13 protein-coding genes, 1 tRNA gene and 6 pseudogenes are annotated in these 19,468 nt (G+C 63.4%); 11 read left to right on the top strand and 9 right to left on the bottom strand.

Features of this window, described 5'->3' with window-relative positions; all coding sequences use genetic code 11:
- Window positions 1-8 precede the first annotated feature (8 nt).
- Window positions 9-1,071: pseudogene (locus AB8Z38_RS27780) on the bottom strand (amidohydrolase family protein).
- Window positions 1,072-1,339: 268 nt separating this feature from the next.
- On the opposite strand from AB8Z38_RS27780, the pseudogene hydA reads away from it, so the two are divergent.
- A pseudogene (hydA, locus tag AB8Z38_RS27775) lies at window positions 1,340-2,792 on the top strand (dihydropyrimidinase).
- Window positions 2,793-2,888: 96 nt separating this feature from the next.
- Window positions 2,889-4,513, top strand: a pseudogene (locus tag AB8Z38_RS27770) (ABC transporter substrate-binding protein).
- 121 nt (window positions 4,514-4,634) lie between these two features.
- On the opposite strand, the gene AB8Z38_RS27765 reads toward AB8Z38_RS27770, so the two are convergent.
- Window positions 4,635-4,781, bottom strand: coding sequence for a hypothetical protein (locus AB8Z38_RS27765; RefSeq protein ID WP_369720875.1), 147 nt, complete (start codon window positions 4,779-4,781; stop codon window positions 4,635-4,637).
- Between the two features lie 117 nt (window positions 4,782-4,898).
- Here AB8Z38_RS27765 and AB8Z38_RS27760 point away from each other — a divergent pair, with 117 nt between their 5' ends.
- From AB8Z38_RS27760 to AB8Z38_RS27750, 3 genes are all read left to right on the top strand, one after another.
- Window positions 4,899-5,468 carry an alpha-ketoglutarate-dependent dioxygenase AlkB gene (locus AB8Z38_RS27760; protein ID WP_369720874.1) on the top strand — a complete coding sequence of 190 codons (570 nt, stop codon included), beginning with the start codon at window positions 4,899-4,901 and terminating at the stop codon, window positions 5,466-5,468.
- A gap of 223 nt (window positions 5,469-5,691) precedes the next feature.
- A complete protein-coding gene (locus AB8Z38_RS27755; RefSeq protein WP_369720873.1) occupies window positions 5,692-6,186 on the top strand; it encodes a hypothetical protein in 495 nt (164 codons plus the stop codon).
- Window positions 6,187-6,409: 223 nt separating this feature from the next.
- On the top strand, window positions 6,410-7,237 hold the full coding sequence (locus tag AB8Z38_RS27750) for an alpha/beta hydrolase (protein ID WP_369720872.1): 828 nt from the start codon (window positions 6,410-6,412) through the stop codon (window positions 7,235-7,237).
- A 3-nt stretch (window positions 7,238-7,240) separates the two neighbouring features.
- Here the strand turns inward: AB8Z38_RS27750 and AB8Z38_RS27745 are convergent, their stop codons facing one another.
- Window positions 7,241-8,116, bottom strand: coding sequence for a hypothetical protein (locus AB8Z38_RS27745; RefSeq protein WP_369720871.1), 876 nt, complete (start codon window positions 8,114-8,116; stop codon window positions 7,241-7,243).
- Between the two features lie 192 nt (window positions 8,117-8,308).
- On the opposite strand from AB8Z38_RS27745, the gene AB8Z38_RS27740 reads away from it, so the two are divergent.
- The gene (locus AB8Z38_RS27740) at window positions 8,309-8,641 is read left to right on the top strand and encodes a hypothetical protein (RefSeq protein WP_369720870.1); all 333 of its coding nucleotides are present in this window, start codon (window positions 8,309-8,311) and stop codon (window positions 8,639-8,641) included.
- Window positions 8,638-8,949 carry a hypothetical protein gene (locus AB8Z38_RS27735; RefSeq protein ID WP_369720869.1) on the top strand — a complete coding sequence of 104 codons (312 nt, stop codon included), beginning with the start codon at window positions 8,638-8,640 and terminating at the stop codon, window positions 8,947-8,949. Before AB8Z38_RS27740 ends, AB8Z38_RS27735 begins: the two co-directional genes overlap by 4 nt.
- Before the next feature lie 102 nt (window positions 8,950-9,051).
- Here the strand turns inward: AB8Z38_RS27735 and AB8Z38_RS27730 are convergent.
- A pseudogene (locus AB8Z38_RS27730) lies at window positions 9,052-9,192 on the bottom strand (transposase); the annotation flags it as partial.
- Window positions 9,193-9,443: 251 nt separating this feature from the next.
- On the opposite strand from AB8Z38_RS27730, the pseudogene AB8Z38_RS27725 reads away from it, so the two are divergent.
- Window positions 9,444-10,895, top strand: a pseudogene (locus tag AB8Z38_RS27725) (FAD-dependent monooxygenase).
- Between the two features lie 382 nt (window positions 10,896-11,277).
- Complete coding sequence (locus AB8Z38_RS27720; protein ID WP_369720868.1) at window positions 11,278-12,501, top strand: ABC transporter substrate-binding protein; 1,224 nt, start codon at window positions 11,278-11,280, stop codon at window positions 12,499-12,501.
- Between the two features lie 139 nt (window positions 12,502-12,640).
- Here the strand turns inward: AB8Z38_RS27720 and AB8Z38_RS27715 are convergent, their stop codons facing one another.
- A complete protein-coding gene (locus AB8Z38_RS27715; protein WP_369720867.1) occupies window positions 12,641-14,203 on the bottom strand; it encodes an adenylate/guanylate cyclase domain-containing protein in 1,563 nt (520 codons plus the stop codon).
- Between the two features lie 184 nt (window positions 14,204-14,387).
- Between AB8Z38_RS27715 and AB8Z38_RS27710 the strand changes: the two genes are divergently transcribed.
- Window positions 14,388-15,479, top strand: a complete 1,092-nt coding sequence (locus AB8Z38_RS27710; RefSeq protein ID WP_369720866.1) for an enolase C-terminal domain-like protein — start codon at window positions 14,388-14,390, stop codon at window positions 15,477-15,479.
- Here AB8Z38_RS27710 and AB8Z38_RS27705 read toward each other — a convergent pair.
- The 4 genes from AB8Z38_RS27705 to cpdR form a co-directional block, all read right to left on the bottom strand.
- Entirely contained in the window at window positions 15,476-16,750 is a 1,275-nt protein-coding gene (locus tag AB8Z38_RS27705; protein ID WP_369720865.1) for a lipase family protein, read from the bottom strand. The genes AB8Z38_RS27710 and AB8Z38_RS27705 overlap by 4 nt on opposite strands.
- Before the next feature lie 184 nt (window positions 16,751-16,934).
- A complete protein-coding gene (locus AB8Z38_RS27700; protein WP_369720864.1) occupies window positions 16,935-17,495 on the bottom strand; it encodes a DUF488 family protein in 561 nt (186 codons plus the stop codon).
- A 136-nt stretch (window positions 17,496-17,631) separates the two neighbouring features.
- Window positions 17,632-17,706 (bottom strand) — tRNA-Val (locus AB8Z38_RS27695).
- A gap of 72 nt (window positions 17,707-17,778) precedes the next feature.
- A complete protein-coding gene (gene cpdR, locus AB8Z38_RS27690) occupies window positions 17,779-18,138 on the bottom strand; it encodes a cell cycle two-component system response regulator CpdR (protein WP_007597092.1) in 360 nt (119 codons plus the stop codon).
- Between the two features lie 378 nt (window positions 18,139-18,516).
- Between cpdR and AB8Z38_RS27685 the strand changes: the two are divergent.
- A pseudogene (locus tag AB8Z38_RS27685) lies at window positions 18,517-19,406 on the top strand (N-formylglutamate amidohydrolase).
- Window positions 19,407-19,468 lie beyond the last annotated feature (62 nt).

Genomic DNA, 19,468 nt, shown 5'->3' with positions numbered 1-19,468 from the left:
TCCAAAATCTAGTTGAGCGACAATCGCGGAAAGGTCTCCAGCGGATTGTCGACGCACATCTTCGAGATGATGCTCTTTGGCAAGTTCGGCGGGATCGGATCGTCGCCGTCGAACTGCCAGTGCGGATAGTCGGACGCGAACAGGAACATCTTGTCGGAACCGATCTGGTCGATGATCTCCTCGACGCTCCGCGCGTCGCCCGGCGCATCGAACGGCTGCATGGTGACGCGGAAATTGTCGCGGATGATCGCAGCCGGCTCGCGCTCGACCCAGGGCACCTCGACGCGCACGCCGCGCCAGGTTTTGTTGGCGCGCCACATGAAGGCCGGCAGCCAGCTCACGCCGGATTCCATCAGCACGACCTTGAGCTCCGGATATTTTCCGAACACGCCTTCGTAGATCAGGCTCAGGATCTGCGCCTGAAACGCCTGCGCCTCGACGAAGTAATATTCATAGCGATGCGAGGGCCAGCCGGCCGAACTCGGCGCCTGCCGATATTGCGTGCCGGCGTGGATCGCGAGCGGCAGCTGGTACTTTTCCGCGAGCTGATAGACCGGCCAGAAGTGCCGCCGCCCCAGCAGCGTCTCGCCCTGCGCCAGCATCAGGATGGAGACGAAGCGATTGTCGCCGGCGCGGCGCTCGATCTCCTCGATCGCGAGATCCGGCGCCTGCATCGGCACCACGATGGAAGCGCGCAGGCGCGGGTCGCGCGAAAGCCACTCGGCAGCGATCCAGTCGTTGATGGCTTTGCAGAAATCAGCCGCCATGTAGGAATCGAACACCGCCTGCGCGCCATAGAGCACGTTGAGGATCGCGTGGCTGGCGCCGAGCTGCTCGAACGCGCCCTTCTGCACCATCGCGAGGTCGGAGCCCGGCTTGGTGCCGTCGGGCGGCCGCCAGTCGGCGCGGGCCGAAAACGGCATGCTCGGCGGATAGCTTGTGAGATCGAGCCCGTCGATCGCGCGGCTCACCACCTGTTCTTTCCAGTGATCGCTGAGATAGGGCAACAGCGTCGTGCGCGTGCCACCAACCGCCGGGTGGGATATCGCAGTCGATCCGCGTCACCGCCATGGATGCTTCCTCGCGCAGCCCTTATTGGCGGGCATTCTGTGCGCCGCCCGCGCAGAGTGCTCCGGCCGGTGCGGCGGCGCAAGGGCGCAGACCTGCGTGATCCGTCATGGCTCGATTGCATTTCGCAGCTGCAACAAAGCGGCGTTCAAGAAATGCGAGCGCTCAAGGACGGCCCAGCTTCTGACTAATATTTCGCCTGTCGTATCGCGCCCGGCGCGCTTAGCTTTCGCAGCGTTTCCGTCCTCGCGCACTCTCCCCCGGAGTTCCCATGCCCCTCCTCATCCGCGGCGGCACCGTCGTCAATCATGATCACTCCCGCCGTGCGGACGTGCTGATCGAGGGCGACACCATCGTCGCGGTCGGCGCGTCGATCGATGCGCCCACGGGTGCCGCGATCATCGACGCGGGCGGCGCGTACGTCATCCCCGGCGGCATCGATCCGCACACCCATCTCGAGATGCCGTTCATGGGCACCGTCACCGCGGACGATTTCGAATCCGGAACGAAGGCGGCGCTGGCCGGCGGCACCACGATGGTGGTGGATTTCTGCCTGCCCGATCCCGGCCAGTCGATGCTCGCGGCCTATCAGGAGTGGCGGCACAAATCCGAGAAGGCGGCGTCCGACTACGGCTTCCACATGGCGGTGACGTCGTGGTCGAAGCAGATCCATGACGAGATGGAGACCGTAGTCAAAACCTACGGCATTAACACCTTCAAGCATTTCATGGCCTACAAGGGCGCGCTGATGGTGAATGATGACGAGCTCTACAATTCGTTCGCGCGCTGCGCCCATCTCGGCGCCATGCCGGTGGTGCATGCGGAGAATGGCGACGTTGTCGCGCTGATGCAGGAGGCGTTGATCGCGCGCGGCGTCACCGGCCCCGAGGGCCACGCTTATTCACGGCCGCCGGAGGTCGAGGGCGAGGCCACCAACCGCGCCATCATGATCGCCGACATGACGGGCACGCCGGTCTACATCGTGCACACCAGCTGCCGTGAAGCGCATGAGGCGATCGCGCGGGCGCGCGCGGCGGGAAAACGTGTCTATGGCGAACCGCTGATCCAGCACCTGCTGCTCGACGCGGGCGAATATCAGAACAAGAACTGGGATCATTCCGCACAGCGCGTGATGTCGCCGCCATTCCGCGACAGATCGCATCAGGACAGTCTCTGGGCGGGCCTGCAATCCGGCTCGCCCAGGTGGTCGCGACCGATCACTGCGCCTTCACCACCGAGCAGAAGCGGTTCGGGCTCGACGACTTCAGAAAGATCCGAACGGCACCGGCGGCCTGGAAGATCGCCTGGCGCTGCTGTGGACCGCGGGTGTGGCCACCGGGCGGCTGACGAAAGAGGAGTTCGTCGCGGTGACCTCGGCCAACATCGCCCGCATCCTCAACATCTATCCGCGCAAGGGTGCCGTCGCCGTCGGCTCGGATGCCGATGTCGTGGTGTGGGATCCAAAGGCAACGAAGACCATCAGCGCCAAGCGGCAGATGAGCCGGATCGATTACAACGTGTTCGAGGGCTTTTCCTGCACCGGTGGACCAGCCGCGACGCTGTCGCGCGGCCGCGTCGTCTGGAGGGATGGCGATCTGCGCGCCGAAGCCGGTGACGGCCACTATGTCGAGCGGCCCGCCTTCTCGCCGGTGCATGTCGCCAACTCGACCTGGAAAGAACTGATCGCCCCGCGGGCCGTTAGCCGTGGCGCCGTCACCCCCTAGGAACGCAATCCTCGCGGGATGCGACGCCGTGAAGCGCGGCCGATGGCATGCGCCTTGCCTCTTTATGTCGCAAATCTCTTTCCCGTGGAGGCACCAATGAGCGCATCACGTTTCGACATGAGCCGCCGTAACCTCGTCCTCGGCGGTCTCGGTGCCGCTGGAATGACGGCGATCGCGCCGCGCTTCGCCTGGGCGCAAGGGCGCGCGGAAACGCTGCTGGTGGTGCAGGAGCTCGGGCCGAACTCGCTGGACATGCAAGGCGTCGGCTCGAACCAGACCGTGAACGGCCTCTCCTGGAACTGCTACGATCGCCTGCTGACCTATGCGTCCAAGACGCTCGCAGACGGCACGACATCATATGACCGCGAGAAGCTCGCGCCTGAACTCGCCGAGAGCTGGGAAGTTGCCGCCGATGGCATGTCCTGCACCTTCAAGCTGCGGCAGAACGCGAAATTCCACGACGGCACGCCGGTCACGGCCAAGGACGTCAAATGGTCGTTCGACCGCGCCGTGAAGGTCGGTGGCTTTCCGACCTTCCAGATGTCGGCGGGATCGCTCGAGAAGCCCGAGCAGTTCGTGGTCGTCGACGATTACACCTTCCGCATCGACTATCTGCGCCGGGACAAAATGCTGCTGTTCAACGTGGCCGTCGTCGTGCCCTTCATCATCAACTCCGAACTCGCGAAGAAGAACGCGACGGCCGACGATCCTTGGGCGCTGGCGTGGCTCAGGACCAACGAGGCCGGCGGCGGCGCCTACAAGATGGAAAGCTGGAAGCCGGGCAGCGAAACCGTGCTGTCGCGGTTCGACGACTGGACCAGCGGACCGCTGCCGAGGATCAGGCGCGTGATCGCACGCGACGTTCCTTCCGCAGGCACGCGCCGGGCGATGCTGGAACGGGGCGATGCCGACCTCTCCAGCGGTTTTGCACCGCGCGATTTCGACCAGATCATCAAGGAGGGCAAGGTCAAGGTTTCCGGCGTCCCCATCCCCAACGCACTCTGGTCCGTGGCGCTAAATACCGCCAAACCGCCATTCGACAATGTCAAGCTTCGGCAAGCGATCGCCTGGGCGATGCCCTATGAGCAGATTCAGAGCAGCGCCTTCTTCGGGCGCGCCGTTCCGATGCATGGCGGCGCGGTGGATGTCTCAAAACCGGTGTGGCCGCAACCGTCTCCCTATGTCACCGATCTCGACAAGGCCAAGGCTTTGATGAAGGAGGCAGGATTCGAGTCCGGACTGGAGACGACGCTATCGCTCGACGCAGGGACTGCGACGGTCGGCGAGCCGACCGCCATCTTGATCCAGGAGAAAGTCTTGCCAAGATTGGGATCAAGGCGTCGATCGAGAAAATTCCCGGCGCGAACTGGCGCACGACGCTGAACAAGAAGGAGCTGCCGATCGCGCTCAACCGCTTCAGCGGCTGGCTCGATTATCCCGAGTACTATTTCTACTGGAATTTCCACGGCAACAATTCGATTTTCAACATCTCCTCGTACCAGAACAAGGAAATGGACGCGCTGATCGACAAGGCGCGGTTCACCACGGATACGGCTGAGTACGAGAAGGCCGTGAAAGACTTCATCGCGCTCTGCATGCGCGACGTTCCCGTCATCCCGCTCAACCAGCCGATCCACGACGTGGCCATGCAGAAGGGCGTGTCCGGCTACGAGTTCTGGTTTCACCGCGAGCCGGACTACCGTCAGTTCGCGAAGGGCTAATTCTTGTCGACCACGCGGACGGCGCTTGAAGTCGCGCGCGGCTGGTCGATGGGACAGCCCCCTTTCCAGCCGCGCCGCGCTTGCATGCAGCATTGCCGGAGCCGCGACCAGGGCCTATCACCTAGATCGCAAACACCCAAGCGGCGACGATGGTACCGATGGTGACAAGGCCGGCGATGGTCCAGCCTGCGGCATATTCCAGTTCAGGGTGACCATTCGCCCGCATGATCTCGGCCGGATCGGCGGTATGCTTCCACTGCTCTGCCATGACAGCCTCGCACGTTTCTTCCCGCGTCTTATGTAAGTCGCGTCACCGGCCATTAGGTTCCATCACGGAAATGCGACGAACCGCGACGGCGGCCGGACGAGGAAGAGAGCAGCTGGAATGACGCAGCTTGGTTTGTTTGCCGACCCGCGCGGCGGGCCCGCGGGGCTTCGCTACACCGGCGATTTCATCGAGGCCGCCGTCGAGCAGGCCTTGATCGGCCGCATCGCAGCATTGCCGCTCCAGCGCTTCCAGTTCGGCGCCTTCGAGGGCAATCGCCGGGTGGCGTCCTTCGGCTACCGCTATGACTATTCGCTGCAAATGCTGACCGAGGCCGAGCCGATTCCGGACTGGGTGCTGCCCGTGGCGCGGCAGGTCGAGGCATGGGCCGGGCTCGCGAGTGGCAGCGTGCGGCAGGTGCTCTGCACCGAATATGAGGCCGGCGTCGGCATCGGCTGGCACCGCGACAAGCCGCAGTTCGACAAGATCCTCGGCCTCTCGCTCGGCTCGGCCTGCAAATTCCGCTTCCGCCGTCGCAACGGCGATAGATGGGAGCGCCACACGCTCGAGGCCGCACCGCGCTCGCTTTACATGATGGACGGCGAGGCGCGGTCGCGATGGGAGCACAGCATCCCACCGGTCGAGTCGCGGCGGTATTCCATCACGTTTCGGACCATGAACTCGGAGTAACAGCTCGGCCTGAACAAAAACCGCGAAAACAACCCCATGCACAGTAGAACCGGCTTGCCGCATCAGGCGCGGCCGCGCCGCGTAACCGTTTGGCGCCTCTGAGCAAAGCAGCCGCGCGGCGCAAAGGCGTGGGCCTGGGGAACTTGCCTTCCAATTGGCGTTTGCGTGCTAGAGTGGTTCCACGCGTCCCGCCGCGGAGCGAAGCCGAGACAGGGAGGCAAGGATGAAAGCCAGCCGATTGATTCTCACCTGCGCGCTGGTCGTCGCCGGCGCCTCCCCTGTCGCGGCCGCCTCCGGCGCTACGCCCAGCAAGATCTCGGGCTCCACCGCGCTGGCGCTCGCGGGCGTGATCGCGCCGCTGTCGCCGCAGCTGTCCGGCGCCGAGAGGAAGGCCATGGCGATGCTGTTCGCCGCCAACAGCGACATCCCTTACAAGAAGCCGATCGTGGTGACCGCTGATAGAATCGTCTGCCGCACCGGCAATGTCGACATCACCGTGCGCAGTTGCGAGGTGACGTTCGGCAAAAAGATCAGAAACGTGAACGGCGCGACGGCGAACGAGATCTTCGCCACCGAGGCGCTGGCCGGCGTTCCGTCCGACGGCGCGGCGGGATCGAATTTCGAGAGTCTGAGCCGGCTGAGCTGCACCATCGACCCCAATGCGATCAGGCAAAAGGACGGCAGCGGGGCGGATTGCACATTCGAGCCGGGAAATTGAACCCAGCCTGGAGAAGCCAAAGGTGCCGCGAAATCGCCGCAAGACGAACTGACTAATAAGGCGAATGGAAAAGACAGGCCAAAAGCGAGCCCCCATCAGGCCCGCAAGGCCGGCACCAACATGAAGAATTATCTCGCATTTTTCCTTGTTCTGACTCTCACTGCGGCGTCCGCGCATGGTCCGTTGCCGGCGCCGCTGACTGTCCCCCTCTGATCTCGTCCGGGTGGGCCTCACGGACTCCGATACGATCGCCGGCGGCACAGCGCGGCTGTGCGATCAGGTCACCTTCTCGCGCGGGCTGCGCTACGGCGAGAGCGAGGCCAATGTGCTCGATGTCGCCGCCAGCACCACCAAGGCGGATACGCCACGGCCGGTGCTGCTGTTCGTGGCGGGCGACACCTTCACCGGGGACCGGTCCGCGCCGGAGCTCTCCCGCGACATCCAGGACGCCGCGATGTGCTTTGCCGCGCGCAACGACATGATCGGGGTGCGCGTGAACTACCGCCTGGCGCCGGCGGCGACCTGGCCCAACGGTGCGACCGATGTCGCGGCGGCGCTGTCCTGGGTTCACGCGAATATCGACCTGTTCAACGGCGATGCCCGCGAGATCGTGGCGGTCGGCTATGGCGCCGGTGCCTTCCATGTCGCAAGCCTGTTGGCGCATCCCGAGCTCCAGACCGACCGCGCCGACGTCGCGGCCGTCGTGCTGGTGTCGGGCATCTATCGCGCCGGCAAGGACGCCAGCGACAGCGAAAAGGCCTATCTCGGCACTGACGCCAGCCAGTATGACAAGCGCTCGGTGTTTCCCGGCATCCTCAACGTCGAGGAGCCGATCCTGCTGGCCTGGGCCGCGGGCGATCCTGCAAACCTCGTGGTACAGGGCGAGATCCTGAAGAAGACGCTCTGCGGCGCCGGCCACTGCCCGCGCAGCACGATCCTGCGCAGCCACGACGGCATCGCCAGCGCATTTGGGCTGGACGGCTCCGGCGACAGCCTCGCCGAGCCGACCCTGTTGCTGGTGCATCAGCTCGAGGCGCGCGGGCTGCCGTAAGCGCTAAGCGGGACGCTCGAATTGCACATAACCTTGGCAAAGCGCATGCCGAAATCTAGTTCTCGTGCTGCCCTGGATCATCCCGGGACTGGCGCGCCCGAAACGTTCGTAACGACCCATGCTGAACTGGCCTCCGCCATCAGGCGGGCGGTAGACGCGTCTTTTTCCGATCCGTTTGTATACGGTCCCAAGCTTCCCGAAATAGCCGTTGACTGCATAATTGGTGGAGCAATCGCGTGTTGCGGTCCGCGAAGCCCAAGGCAGCGGCTTAATGCGCCCTCTAAAGGTTCCGTCGAGGTAGACGACCGTAAGGAACGTGATCTGAGTAGCCTCCGCGAGATCATCTCGTGCGCGCTCAAGATCGCCTTCCCTGTAGACCTGCACGTTTGCCGGGTCGAACGTGTTGAGGGCGGCAATTTTAGCTGGGTCAGTTTCTCCAGATTCCAAGGCGAGGGTGAATTCACGGTCTCTGTCCTTGGCAGATTTTGGTTCAGCGAGGAGCAAGGCGTCCGGCAATTCCGGGGAGTGTGCCCATATCCAATGGGCCAGTTGATTGCGTGGCGTTTGAACGCTTTTTGTGACACTCATGGTCGCCTTGAAGACGTCAAACTCATGTTCGGTTAGGCCTGCCTTGGCAGCCGCCTCTAACGCCCTCAACTGCTGGTGTTGAGCCTCAAGGGTAGCGAACATTGCTATTGCCGGCGCTGCATCAGCTCCCAAAATACGAACCAAAAGCGCGCCCAACCGGTATTCGACAAGGCTGGAGTGGGAGAAGATAGCCGCTACCAACTGAGCGTAGTTCGGTGGTAGATGGCTTAATACGCTGGGGCGCTGGCGGACCGTAGCACCAGGTTTAACCCGGCTGAGAGGCTGAGGCATGTCGAAGGACTCCAAGGCACCCGAGATTGAACTTCATCCCGACGCATGAGAGCGCTTTGAGTGCGCCGCTGGGGCAGTGGCGCAGAGTCCGCCGCAGCATCGGACGTCAAAAAAGAAACCCGCGAAAAAGCGCAAGGCATCTAAGACTCAAAAAACCGTTTAGTGCTAGCCTCTCGCCACCGGGAGGCGAGTATGAGCAATTTTACCAAATACGTTGGCGGCAGCATTGTCGTTGACAGTGGCGTTGCTGTTCTTGGGCCGGACGACAATTATCTTAGTATCGATATCCGAGGTCTAAAATTCTCTATCGGGTCCGCAAATGACCGCAGTCTGGGTGCGATAACGATAAAAAGCATTGCCCGCGACCACGTGATGATCACCATAAACGTGTGGCAAGGCGGCGATTTAACTTTCAAATTTCAGGTAGGGACGATTTCCGACCGCGTAATGGATTTGGCTGTGCACCTAGATGTTCACACCAATCATCGTGTCATCACCTACACCTTCTCTCAGAGAGGGGCGTGATGATGACCGGAGAAAAGCTCGAAATCGCATTTGACGATAAAGAAATCGCGAAACTCAATGCCATCCATGCACACGCATCAAAAGACAAGGCGATGGATATGGGCCTCATAGGCCGCGTATTCGGTTCAGCGACCGAGAAGCCGGGAAATATCGCTGGCCTAACGATGACCGTACTTCTGCTGCTGTTGGCCGCGATTCTGGTTTTTGGGACTGATACGCCGAGCATTTCAAAGAAAGATGAGTTAGCCTTAGTGGGGGGATTTGTCAGTCTCACACTAGGCTTCATCTTTGGCCGCTCTACGAGCTAGCCGTTTTTCGTTCGCCAGCGCAGAAAACGCTTCGCCTTATGACGGTAGGTTGGCTTTGTTAGCCGTCGATAGGTCTGGCAGATCTTGGCTTGGTCCGTCATCACCTTCAAGCTTGGTAATCTTCTCCTGATCGGCATTGCCGCAATGCGGGCAAACCCGACCGTTCGCCCAAACGCGGGCTTCGAGCCATTCGCGAGCGGCGGTTTCGTCGAGGAAAATCAGGTTTTTGACAAGATTGGTCATCGGGTTGCTCCAATGCCCGCAAACTAATTCGTCGAACCCGCCAGGCAACCATGCGCGAACGACTGGCCTCACGCCGCGTGTATCGACACGACGCCAGAGAAGCACAACATTATCGGGAGCAATGTAGCGGGCGAAGGCGCGCGCAAGGCCACGCATTCCTTCCAGTTCATATATGTGGCGCGCCACCCTCTTGCTTCAAGACCCCGCCTCCCGCGTAGAAGCCAGGCCTCCTGCCGTATCGGAGGTGGCAAATGACGGAACATGACGTGATCATCGTCGGCGGCGGTCCAACTGGATTGATGCTGGCCGGGGAGCTGGCCGTGGCCGGCGTGAACGCCGCGATCGTCGAGAGGCGTCCGAACCAGGACGTGGAGGGCTCGCGTGCGAGCGGTCTGCATCCACGGACGATCGAGCTTCTCGACCAGCGAGGCATAGCGGAAAAGTTCCTGCCGCAAGGGACCAAACACTACGCCGTCCCGCTCGCCGGCATTATCCTGGACGCGCGCGACCGGCCGAGCCGCCACAACTACACGCTCGGGCTCTGGCAGGAGAAATCGAGCGCGGTCTCGCCGACTGGGTCTCTGAACTCGCCGTGACGCTCTATCGAGGCTGCGAGATGGCCACTTTTGTCGAAGCAACCGAGCGGGTCGACGTTCACCTGACGGACGGGCGCAGGCTCGGTTCACGCTATCTCGTCGGCTGCGACGGCGGCCGCAGCCTCGTGCGCAAGACCGCGGGAATCGGGTTTCCCGGATCGGAGCCACAGGCGAGCTACCTCATCTTCGAAGCCGACATGAGTGACGAGCCGCCGCTTGGCATCCGCTACGGGGACCGGGGCCTGTATGCGCTGGGGCGGCTCGACGGCGGCGCGCGCGTGCGCGGCATCGTGACGGAGGAGCGGCTCGAGCGGGGCGCCAGCCCCACGGACGCAGATCTCAGGGCAGCGCTGCAAGCGGCCTACGGATCGGATCTGGGTGTCCATGAGATCACGTGGATGTCGCGGTTCACGGACGCCGCGCGGCAGGCGGAAGCGTACCGGAAGAACCGCATCCTGCTCGCGGGGGATGCCGCGCACGTCCACTCTCCCGTGGGAGGACAGGGGCTGAACGTCGGACTGCAGGACGCCGTGAATCTCGGGTGGAAGCTCGCCCAGGTGGTGAAGGGGATCTCAACCGACGCCCTGCTCGACACCTACCACGCGGAGCGGCATCCGGTTGGGGCCGCGCTGCTCGAGCTGACCCTGGCGCTCACCGCTCTCAATCGCGGCGACGAGCACACCACGGCGCTGCGCGGGTTCGTCGCCAATATGATGAAGATGGATCGGCCGAGGAGATGGTATTCCGCCAAGGTGTCCGGCCTGGACATCCGCTACGGCGAGGAAGGATGCCACCCTCTGCTCGGCAGCCGCATGCCCGATCTGGACCTTGTCACCGCCGATGGCCCGACGCGCGTATTCGAGCTGATGCGAGATGCGCGGCCGCTCCTGCTCAATCTCGGCACGCCCAGCTGCGCCGTTCCCGCGCGCTGGGTCGAACGCGTCAGGCAGGTCAGCGCGACGATCACGGAATCTGCGAGATGCCCGTGATCGGTGTCGTTCCGACCCCGCCGCCGTTCTCGTCCGGCCCGACGGCCATGTCGCCTGGGTCAGCATGGGCGAATGCGAGGGTCTCGTGGATGCCCTCACGACCTGGTTCGGAGATTAGGCCGCAACAGCCGCGCTGGCCGGCCTGAGCGCACGCCTCTCCTTCGAGACGACCGCTCCGCGGTCTCCTCAGGATGAGGCTAAGCGGCATCGGCGCCCGTTGAAACTTCCGCCGTACACTCGGTCCTCATCCTGAGGGCCCGCCAAAGGCGGGCGTCTCGAAGGATGGCCACAAGCCCGCACTCAAATACGATCGACCCCCCGCCTGTTGGAAGGGCTAGTGGGGGGTACCGCACGGGCACTCTTGCAAGCAGCGCGTCAGCACGCCTGCCGCTTCCATCGCGGCTGCCCGGCCACACGATCGCCCAACGCTTGACGTAGATCAACTCGCCTCGGTGCGGATTGAGCCGACCTCGTTGGGGGCCAACGACAAGGTGTCGAGCATGCGCGTCATCGGCAGGATGCTGTTGGTTGTGGCGGTCGCCTTCGCGTCGCTGGGAGCGATGTCCGAGCAACGCGCCGATCAATCCGCGGGCGAGCCGGAAATCCGCATTGGCAATCTCATGCCGTATTCCGGACCGCTGTCCGAATTCAGCGCGATCGGCAAGGCGGAGGCCGCCTATTTCGACATGATCAACGATCGCGGCGGCATCAACGGCCGCAAGATCCGCTTCATCACGCGCGACGACAATTCCGATCCGGCGACCGCGCTGGAGCTCACGCGCAGCCTTGTCGAGAAGGACGATGTCCTCTTCATGTTCGGTTCGTTCGGCACGCCCGGCAACCTCGCCACGCGCCGGTATCTGAACGAGAAGAAAGTGCCGCAGCTTTTCGTCGCCTCCGGCGACGAGGCGCTGAGCCAGGCCAAGGCGTTTCCCTGGACCATGGGCTGGCAGCCGGCATTCCGGTCGGAAGGGCGCATCTACGCCAACTACATCCAGGCCTATTATCCGCATCGCAAGATCGTGGTGCTCTGGCAGAACGACCAGTTCGGACGCGCGCTGCTCAAGGGCATGGAGGAAGGTCTTGGCGATCTGAACCGTCTCGTCCTCGTCGACATCGCCTTCGACATTGCCGACGAGCATCTCGAAGGCCACGTCTCGGTGCTCAAACGCGCGGGCGCCGATATCTTCGTCTTTCTCGGCGTGCCGTCGACCGCGTCCAGGGTGATCCAGCTGGCCGCCTCGCTCAACTGGCACCCGGTCATGATCGTGAACGATGCGTCCGCCTCGATCGCCAATGCGATGGCGCCTGCCGGCCTGCAGAATTCGGCCGGGGTGATCTCGACCGCTTTTCTCAAGGATCCAAGTGATCCCGCATGGAAAGACGATCCTGCCATGAAGGACTGGTTCGCCTTCATGGATAAATATCATCACGTCGAAAGCACCAACAACAGCGCCGCGCTCTACGGCTACGCCGCGGCCGAGACGCTGACGCAGGTGCTGAAGCAATGCGGCGGCGACCTGTCCCGCGACAACGTCATGCGTCAGGCGGCTTCGCTCAGGAATTATCACCCCACCGTTGCGCTGCCCAGCATCAGGATGAATACCTCGCCGGACAGCTATCTGCCGATCAAGCAGACGCGGCTTGTGCAATTTGACGGCCGCTCCTGGCAATTATTCGGCGCGGTGATCGAGACGGCGTTCACGGAAGGCGCAGCGCGATGAGGTGACTTGCCACAATGTGATTCACAAGAGGTCGTCATGCCCGGGCTTGTCCCGGGCATCCTCGTTCTTCGATCTGCAAAAGACGGTCGTGGATGGCCGGGACAAGCCCGGCCATGACGCTGCGGAAGCTTCTGAGTCCTCACGCCGGCTTCAGCGAGGCGAGTGCGCTTTCCAGCAGAGAGCGCACGCGCGCGGTATCGCCGGACTTCACCACCGCGGGGTCGAGATAGAGCTCGAGGCCGGGTGCGCGCTCGGTGATGATTCCGCTTCGCTCCGCTGAACCATCGCTGAGCGCATCGACCGAATACGGAATGATTTCGCGGCTGATGCCCTTCATGGTGATCGCGGGCAGCGCGTGGGCGCTGACGATGTCGCTGACGAGTGCAAAGCTCTCGTAGCTCAGGACAATGCCGCCGGGCTCGGCGATGGATTGCAGCCGTGCGGCGAGGTTCGCCTCGGCACCGATGATGGTGTAGTCCATGCGATCGCTGCTGCCGAAATTGCCGACGTTGCAATAGCCGGAATTGATGCCCATGCGGGCCTTGAACGGCAGCTCGATGCCGGAGGCGCGCCACTTGGCATTGAGCTCGGTGAGGCGATGCTGCATGCGCCAGGCCATCTGGAGGCAGGCCTGCGCGTCGGCTCGGTCGCCCCTGGTCTCGGGATCGCCGAAGAAGATCAGCATGGCATCGCCGATGAACTTGTCGATGGTGCCGCCATATTCAAGCGCGATCGCCGACATCTCGGTGAAGTACTCGTTGAGGAGCTGGGTCAGCAATTCGGGCTGGAGCCGCTCCGCGGTCGCGGTGAAGTTCTGGATGTCGGAGAAGAAGATCGTCAGCTTCTTGCGCTCAGTGTGGATGGTGACGTCCTTCTGGCCGGAGAAGATGCTCTTGTAGACCTGGGGCGGGATGTAGCGCGAGATCTTCATCGAGAGCGCGGCGAGGAAGTCGTTGGCAGATTCGAGTTCCCTGTTCATGGTCTTGATGCGGCCGGCCTGGCGGCGCTGCAGCGAGAGGAAAGACAGGCCGCTGCCGGCGGCGATCAGGAAATACGCCAGCAGGAACTTGAACGAGAAGATGTTGGCGGCGATCGGCTGGGCGATGACCACCTCCTGGATTCCTCTGACATCGCCGACCTTCCAGTCCCGCTTCGGGCTCTCGGGATGGCTGTTGTGACAGCTGACGCAGGCCGGTCCCATCGTCACGGGGGCGATCAGGCGCACCTTGTCGTTGAAGAGCGAGGTATCGGTCTCGACGATCTTCTTCTCGGGGTCTGCGCGCAGGGCTTCCAGCGCGTCCTTCTCGAACGCGTCGAGCTGGTGCGGCGCCCGGTTCTGGAACGGAAAATCCGAGACGAAGCGGTAGGTGATATTTTCCTGCTGGGCGCCGATCACCCGCCCGAGTTCCAGCGACAGCGTGGCCGGGATCGGGATGGCACCGGGGACGGATTCATAATTGTGGATGACTTTGGTCGCGCCGTTCGGGTTGGCCAAAACCCGCCCGACCACGTTGGTCGCGTAATAGCTCCGCACGCTCGTGATCACCGAATTGAGATCCGCAGCCTGCCGGCGCAGCGCCGTCTTGCTCAGCTCAGTCAGGTCCAGCCACACCGCGACCGGCAAAGCGAGCAGCAGGAAGGCGATCGCGGCGCCCGTGACAAGGCTGCTCTTGCGCTGTTGTTCGGAAATCTGTTGTTTCACTCTGTGGCCCTTATCTGCATTTTTGTCGCAATTCCCAGGGATTGCGGCCCGGCATGCGGCGCCAGAGGGCCCGTGAACGCGAGCCCGCACAATCCCCATTGTATGGGAGTCGCCGCAGGCCGCTTTTCGTTTCACAATGCACGATTAAAATCGGCATTATTCTTTAGCTGCGCCGGAGACCGTCATGACCGAGACCGTCCGCATCAAGCGCTTCGTCGTGCGCCCCGTGATCGTGCCGATGAACCTGCCGCTCCAGACCTCGACAGGGGTGATCGCCAAGGCGCCGCTGGTGCTGATCGATTGCGAGACCGACCAGGGCGTGCAGGGACATGGCTATTTGTTCTCGATCACGCCGCCGGCGTTGAAGCCGCTGACGGCGATGGTCACGGAAATGTCAGAGCTGCTCACGGGCGACGAGCTGCTGCCGTTCGAGATCGAGCGCAAGCTGACCCAGCGCTTCACGCTGCTCGGGCTCGCCGGCCTGCAACGGCTGGCGCAATCCGGCATCGACATGGCGGTGTGGGATGCGCTGGCGCGCAGCAGGGGCTTCCCGCTGGCCCGCCTGCTCGGTGGCGCGCCGAAGCCGGTCAAGGCCTATAATTCGAAGGGGCTCGGCATCATGCCGGCGGGCGCCGCGGTCGAAGAGGCGCACAAGCTGCTGGCCGAGGGCTTTCAGGCCGCAAAAATCCGCGTCGGCCGGCCCGATGCGCGGGAGGATCTCGCGGTCGTGCGCGCGGTGCGCAAAGCCGTCGGCGACCAGGTGACGCTGATGTGCGACTACAACCAGGCGCTGACGGTGGCGGAAGCGATCCGCCGCGGCGAGATGCTCGACGACGAGGGCCTGACCTGGATCGAGGAGCCGATCCGCCACGATGATTATGAGGGCTGCGCCCGCATCGCGGACGCGCTGCGCACGCCGGTCCAGATCGGCGAGAATTTTGACAGCGCCTTCGCGATGCAATCGGCGCTCGCCGCTGAGGCCTGCGACTACGTGATGCCCGACGTGCAGCGCATCGGCGGCGTCACCGGCTGGCTGCGCGCGGCAGCGCTGGCGCACGCCGCCGGGATCGAGATGTCGACGCATCTGTTCTCGGAGGTGAGCGCGCATCTGCTCTGCGTAACGCCGACCGCACACTGGCTGGAATATGTCGACTGGGCCGATGCGGTGCTGGCGACACGATTGCAGATCAAGGACGGCTTTGCGCTGCCGAGCGAGGAGCCCGGCAACGGGATTGCGTGGGACGAGGCGGCGGTCACCCGATATCTCGTGAGCTAGTCGTTGAAAGCGAGGCCCTTGGCAGCTTCGCCGGGAGGACCGGGTTCGACGATCCCAGCGCAATTGCCCTGCGGCTTTTGTCCGGCGAGCATGCCGCGGAAAAACGCGAGCGCATCCGGGAACGCCGCATGCAAGCCGCCATTATGCGTGTAACCGGGATAGGTCTTCCAGACCACATCATTGCCGGCCGCGCACAGGGCCGCGACTTCGGCATATTGCCGGGTCGGCACCAGTGTGGAATCGGCAAGGCCGGTGCCGAGCAGCACCGGCACCTTGAGGCGCACCGCCGGCATGTCCGTAATCGGCGTCAACCGCGCCAGCACATTGGCCATCGGCTCGACATAGACATTCTCGGCGGTGATGCCGTCGCGGCCCGCGATCTCGCGCATCTCCGGCGTGCAGCTTTCGCGCGCCGCCTTCAACACCGGCTTGCCCTTGTCGGCGACGAGATCGTCGGCCGACGGCGCGCCATCCGGCAACGATCCGCCGAGCAGCATCAGCGACGTGTAGATCGGCGAGCCGATCGCGGTGGTCTGCGGCGGCTTATAGGGACCATCGGGGAACGTGGACACCAGGCCCGTCGCGACGGTGGCGACGAGCGGCACATCGGGCGCGTAACTTTCCGCGATCACGGTCGCGCCTATTGCCGCGCCCGAGCCCTGCGACTGTCCGCTGACGAAAACCTTCGAAGCGAGCTTGCCGCGATATGCGGCGAGCGCCGCGCGCACGCCGTCGAGCACCGAGCGCCCTTCCGACTGCCAGATCAGATAGGGATGCGGCCCCGGTCCGCCGAGCCCCTGATAATCGGTCGCCACCACCGCAAAACCGTTCTCGAGCCAGCGCTGGATGTAGGTGGCATCGCGCGGCTTGTGCCCGGTCCAGGACGGCGCACAGACGTCCGACACGCCGAGCGTGCCGTGCGCCCAAGCCACCAGCGGCCAGCCTCCGGCCGGCGGCTCGCCTTTCGGCAGATAGAGCGTGCCGCTGACCGGTACGATGCCGGCGTGCCAGCGCACATCCGCCGACGTGTAGAGGATGCGCTCGGCGATACCTGCCGCCGTGATCTCCGGCTGCGCCAGCATCGGCTCGCTGCGCAGCATCACGCCGGGGCTTTCCGGCAGGGTTTGAGGCCCGCGATAAAAGGCGGACAAATCCCGATCGCCCACGCTCGGTCCCACGGGAAGCGACGAGTCCGCGTGCGCCTGCGCCATCGCGAGGCCTGTTATGATGGCTAGCGCCATCGCGAATTTGGGGATCGGGGTTGTGAACATGGGCATCTCCTGTCCCTTTGCGGCGTGCCGCATTCTTTGTTGGCGAGTCGACTGCCGCAGTAGTCCAGTTTCTACGTCGATTATGGAGACGTTCGCGCGGAGGTCCACGTCTTTTTCAGACCACGTCTTTTTCAGACCACGATTTTCTCAGACCACATCTTTCTCAGACGTGGACCGCCCGTGATCACGCATCAGGCGATGCAGCCTGCCGATATTGCGCGGGATAGCTCAAGCAGGCGCCGGGCAGGACGCGCGCGGCTGAGTTGATCGCCGCCTCCTCGACCTTTCCGGGTCCCAGAATGTGAAATACGCTCTCGCCGGCGGCGAGCAAATAATCGGTGATGATCCGGCGGTGGCACCGCCACCACAATGTCTCCGCGCACATGATGGCGCAGCGCTGCGCCTGCCCGAGTTCGCGCAAGTGAGCGAGGCCGTCGCGAAAGCTGTCGCTCATGGCGTAGTCGGCGTAGTTATGAAAGCTGTCGTTCTGCCAGAACGCATTGGTTTCGCGCGGCACCTCGCGCTTGCGGCTGCGCAGACCGCCGAGCGAAGCGATATGCTCGTAGCCGATCGACGCGGCTGCGAGCGCTTGCGGCAAGGTCTCGCGGTTGTACTGCGGATTGGTGCGCGAGCGGGGCACGGTGCGAACATCGGCAACGAGGGTGACCGAGGCGCCGTGCAACAATGCGATGAATTCATCGATCGGGCGTGTGGCGTGTCCGATCGTGAAAAATGGATGAGCCATGAGATGCTCTTCCTGTCACCCCCGGAGTAACCGCTTCTGCAAGGCCGCCTGCCGAGCCGTAGCTCGCTGAGGCAAGCCCGGCCTGCGCCCTTTGGGCTTCGGCGTGGCATCCTTCTCCGCTAGCGCGAGCGAAGGATGGTGGGCACGACAGGGATCGAACCTGTGACCCCTACCATGTCAAGGTAGTGCTCTCCCGCTGAGCTACGTGCCCTAGAGATATCTAGATCGGGTGGGGTCCCTATAACGGCTCAGGGGAGCGCGCGCAAGGACGGAACCGGCCGATTTAGGCCGCCAGCATCTTGTTCACTTCGCTGACCAATTCGCGCAGATGCACCGGTTTCGACAGCACCTTGGCATTCTTGGGGGCGTCCGAATCGGAGTTCAGGGCCACCGCGGCGAATCCGGTGATGAACATGATCTTGATGTCGGGATCGAGTTCCGAGGCCCGGCGGGCGAGCTCGATGCCGTCCATCTCCGGCATCACGATGTCGGTCAGGAGCATCTCGAACGGCTCTTCGCGCAACCGCTGATAGGCGGCCATGCCGTTGTCATGGGACGAGACCTGAAAACCGGCGTTTTCGAGCGCCTTGACCAGGAAACGTCGCATGTCGTTGTCGTCTTCGGCGAGCAGGATCTTTGGCATGGCTGGAACGTCGAATCCCCAAAGCAGTCACAACACAATCAGAAGGCATCGGCAGAGGTCACTAAGCCCGACAGAGGGTAAATTTCGAGTGAAAGTCTTTACCCTGGCGCCGACCGGCGCGCCCCTTGTGAACCCGAACGCGGCGTGACGCAATCGACTAGCTCGGTGCGGTCCCCGCCTCGGTGCCCGCAGGGTTAAGACATGTTCCAGTGTCGATCCCACTTTTTCGCTTGGCAGAATGGTTGCGATTCCGGACAATGACGACACATAAGAGCCGCTCGACCGGCCGAATCACGGATCCCTGCCTTGCCGGATCGTGCGGCGCCAGGATCTTTGGACGCCAGGATCTTGCGGCACGAAGGGACGAAGCCCGAGAAGATGACACGATTTGACGGCGACAAGTCGCCAGCGTTCGAGATCGTGGAGCCCGCCGAATGGCGCGCGCCTGTTATCTTCAACTCGCCCCATTCCGGCTCGACCTATCCGGATCATTTCCTGAGTGCCTCGCGGATCGATCTGCCGACGCTGCGGCGCTCGGAAGATTCTTTCATGGACGAGCTGATCGGCCATCTCAGCGAACGCGGCTTTCCGACCGTGCGGGTCAATTTTCCCCGCTCCTATGTCGACGTCAATCGCGAGCCGTATGAGCTCGATCCCCGGATGTTCACCGGCCGCCTGCCGAGCTTCGCCAATACCCGCTCGATGCGGGTCGCCGGCGGCCTCGGCACCATCCCGCGCGTGGTCGGCGACGGCCAGGAGATCTATCGCGAGCGGATCGCAGTCGACGATGCGCTGGCGCGGATCGAGACCCTCTACAAGCCCTATCATCGCGCGCTGCGCCGGCTGATCAACAAGGTGCACCAGATGTTCGGTACGGTGGTGCTGGTCGATTGCCACTCGATGCCCTCGGTCGGCGTCTCCAGCGACGAGCCGCGCCGGCCCGAAATCGTCATCGGCGACCGCTACGGCACGAGCTGCACGCCGCTTTTGCCGGACCGGGTCGAGGAGACCATGAGCGGGCTCGGCTATTCGATCGGCCGCAACAAGCCCTATGCCGGCGGCTTCATCACCGAGCATTACGGCAACCCGGCGAGCGGCCTGCACGCCGTGCAGCTCGAGCTCAACCGCGCGGTCTACATGGACGAACGGCGGCGCGAACGCGGCCCGCGCTTTGCGAAAGTGGCCGCCGACTTCGAGTGCTCGCTGACGTGCTGGCGACGACGATCCCGTTCGGCGATCTCGGCCCGTTCCAGGCCGCAGCCGAATAGACGAGAGCTTTTTGTTCGGACCATCAGGTCCGCGCGGATCGGGCGCGGACGTGTTTCGCTTT

The sequence above is a fragment of the Bradyrhizobium sp. LLZ17 genome (assembly GCF_041200145.1).
In the GTDB taxonomy this organism is placed as follows: domain Bacteria; phylum Pseudomonadota; class Alphaproteobacteria; order Rhizobiales; family Xanthobacteraceae; genus Bradyrhizobium.
The sequence above is the reverse complement of the archived record's forward strand: the minus strand, read 5'-3'. Positions and strand labels throughout refer to the sequence as shown.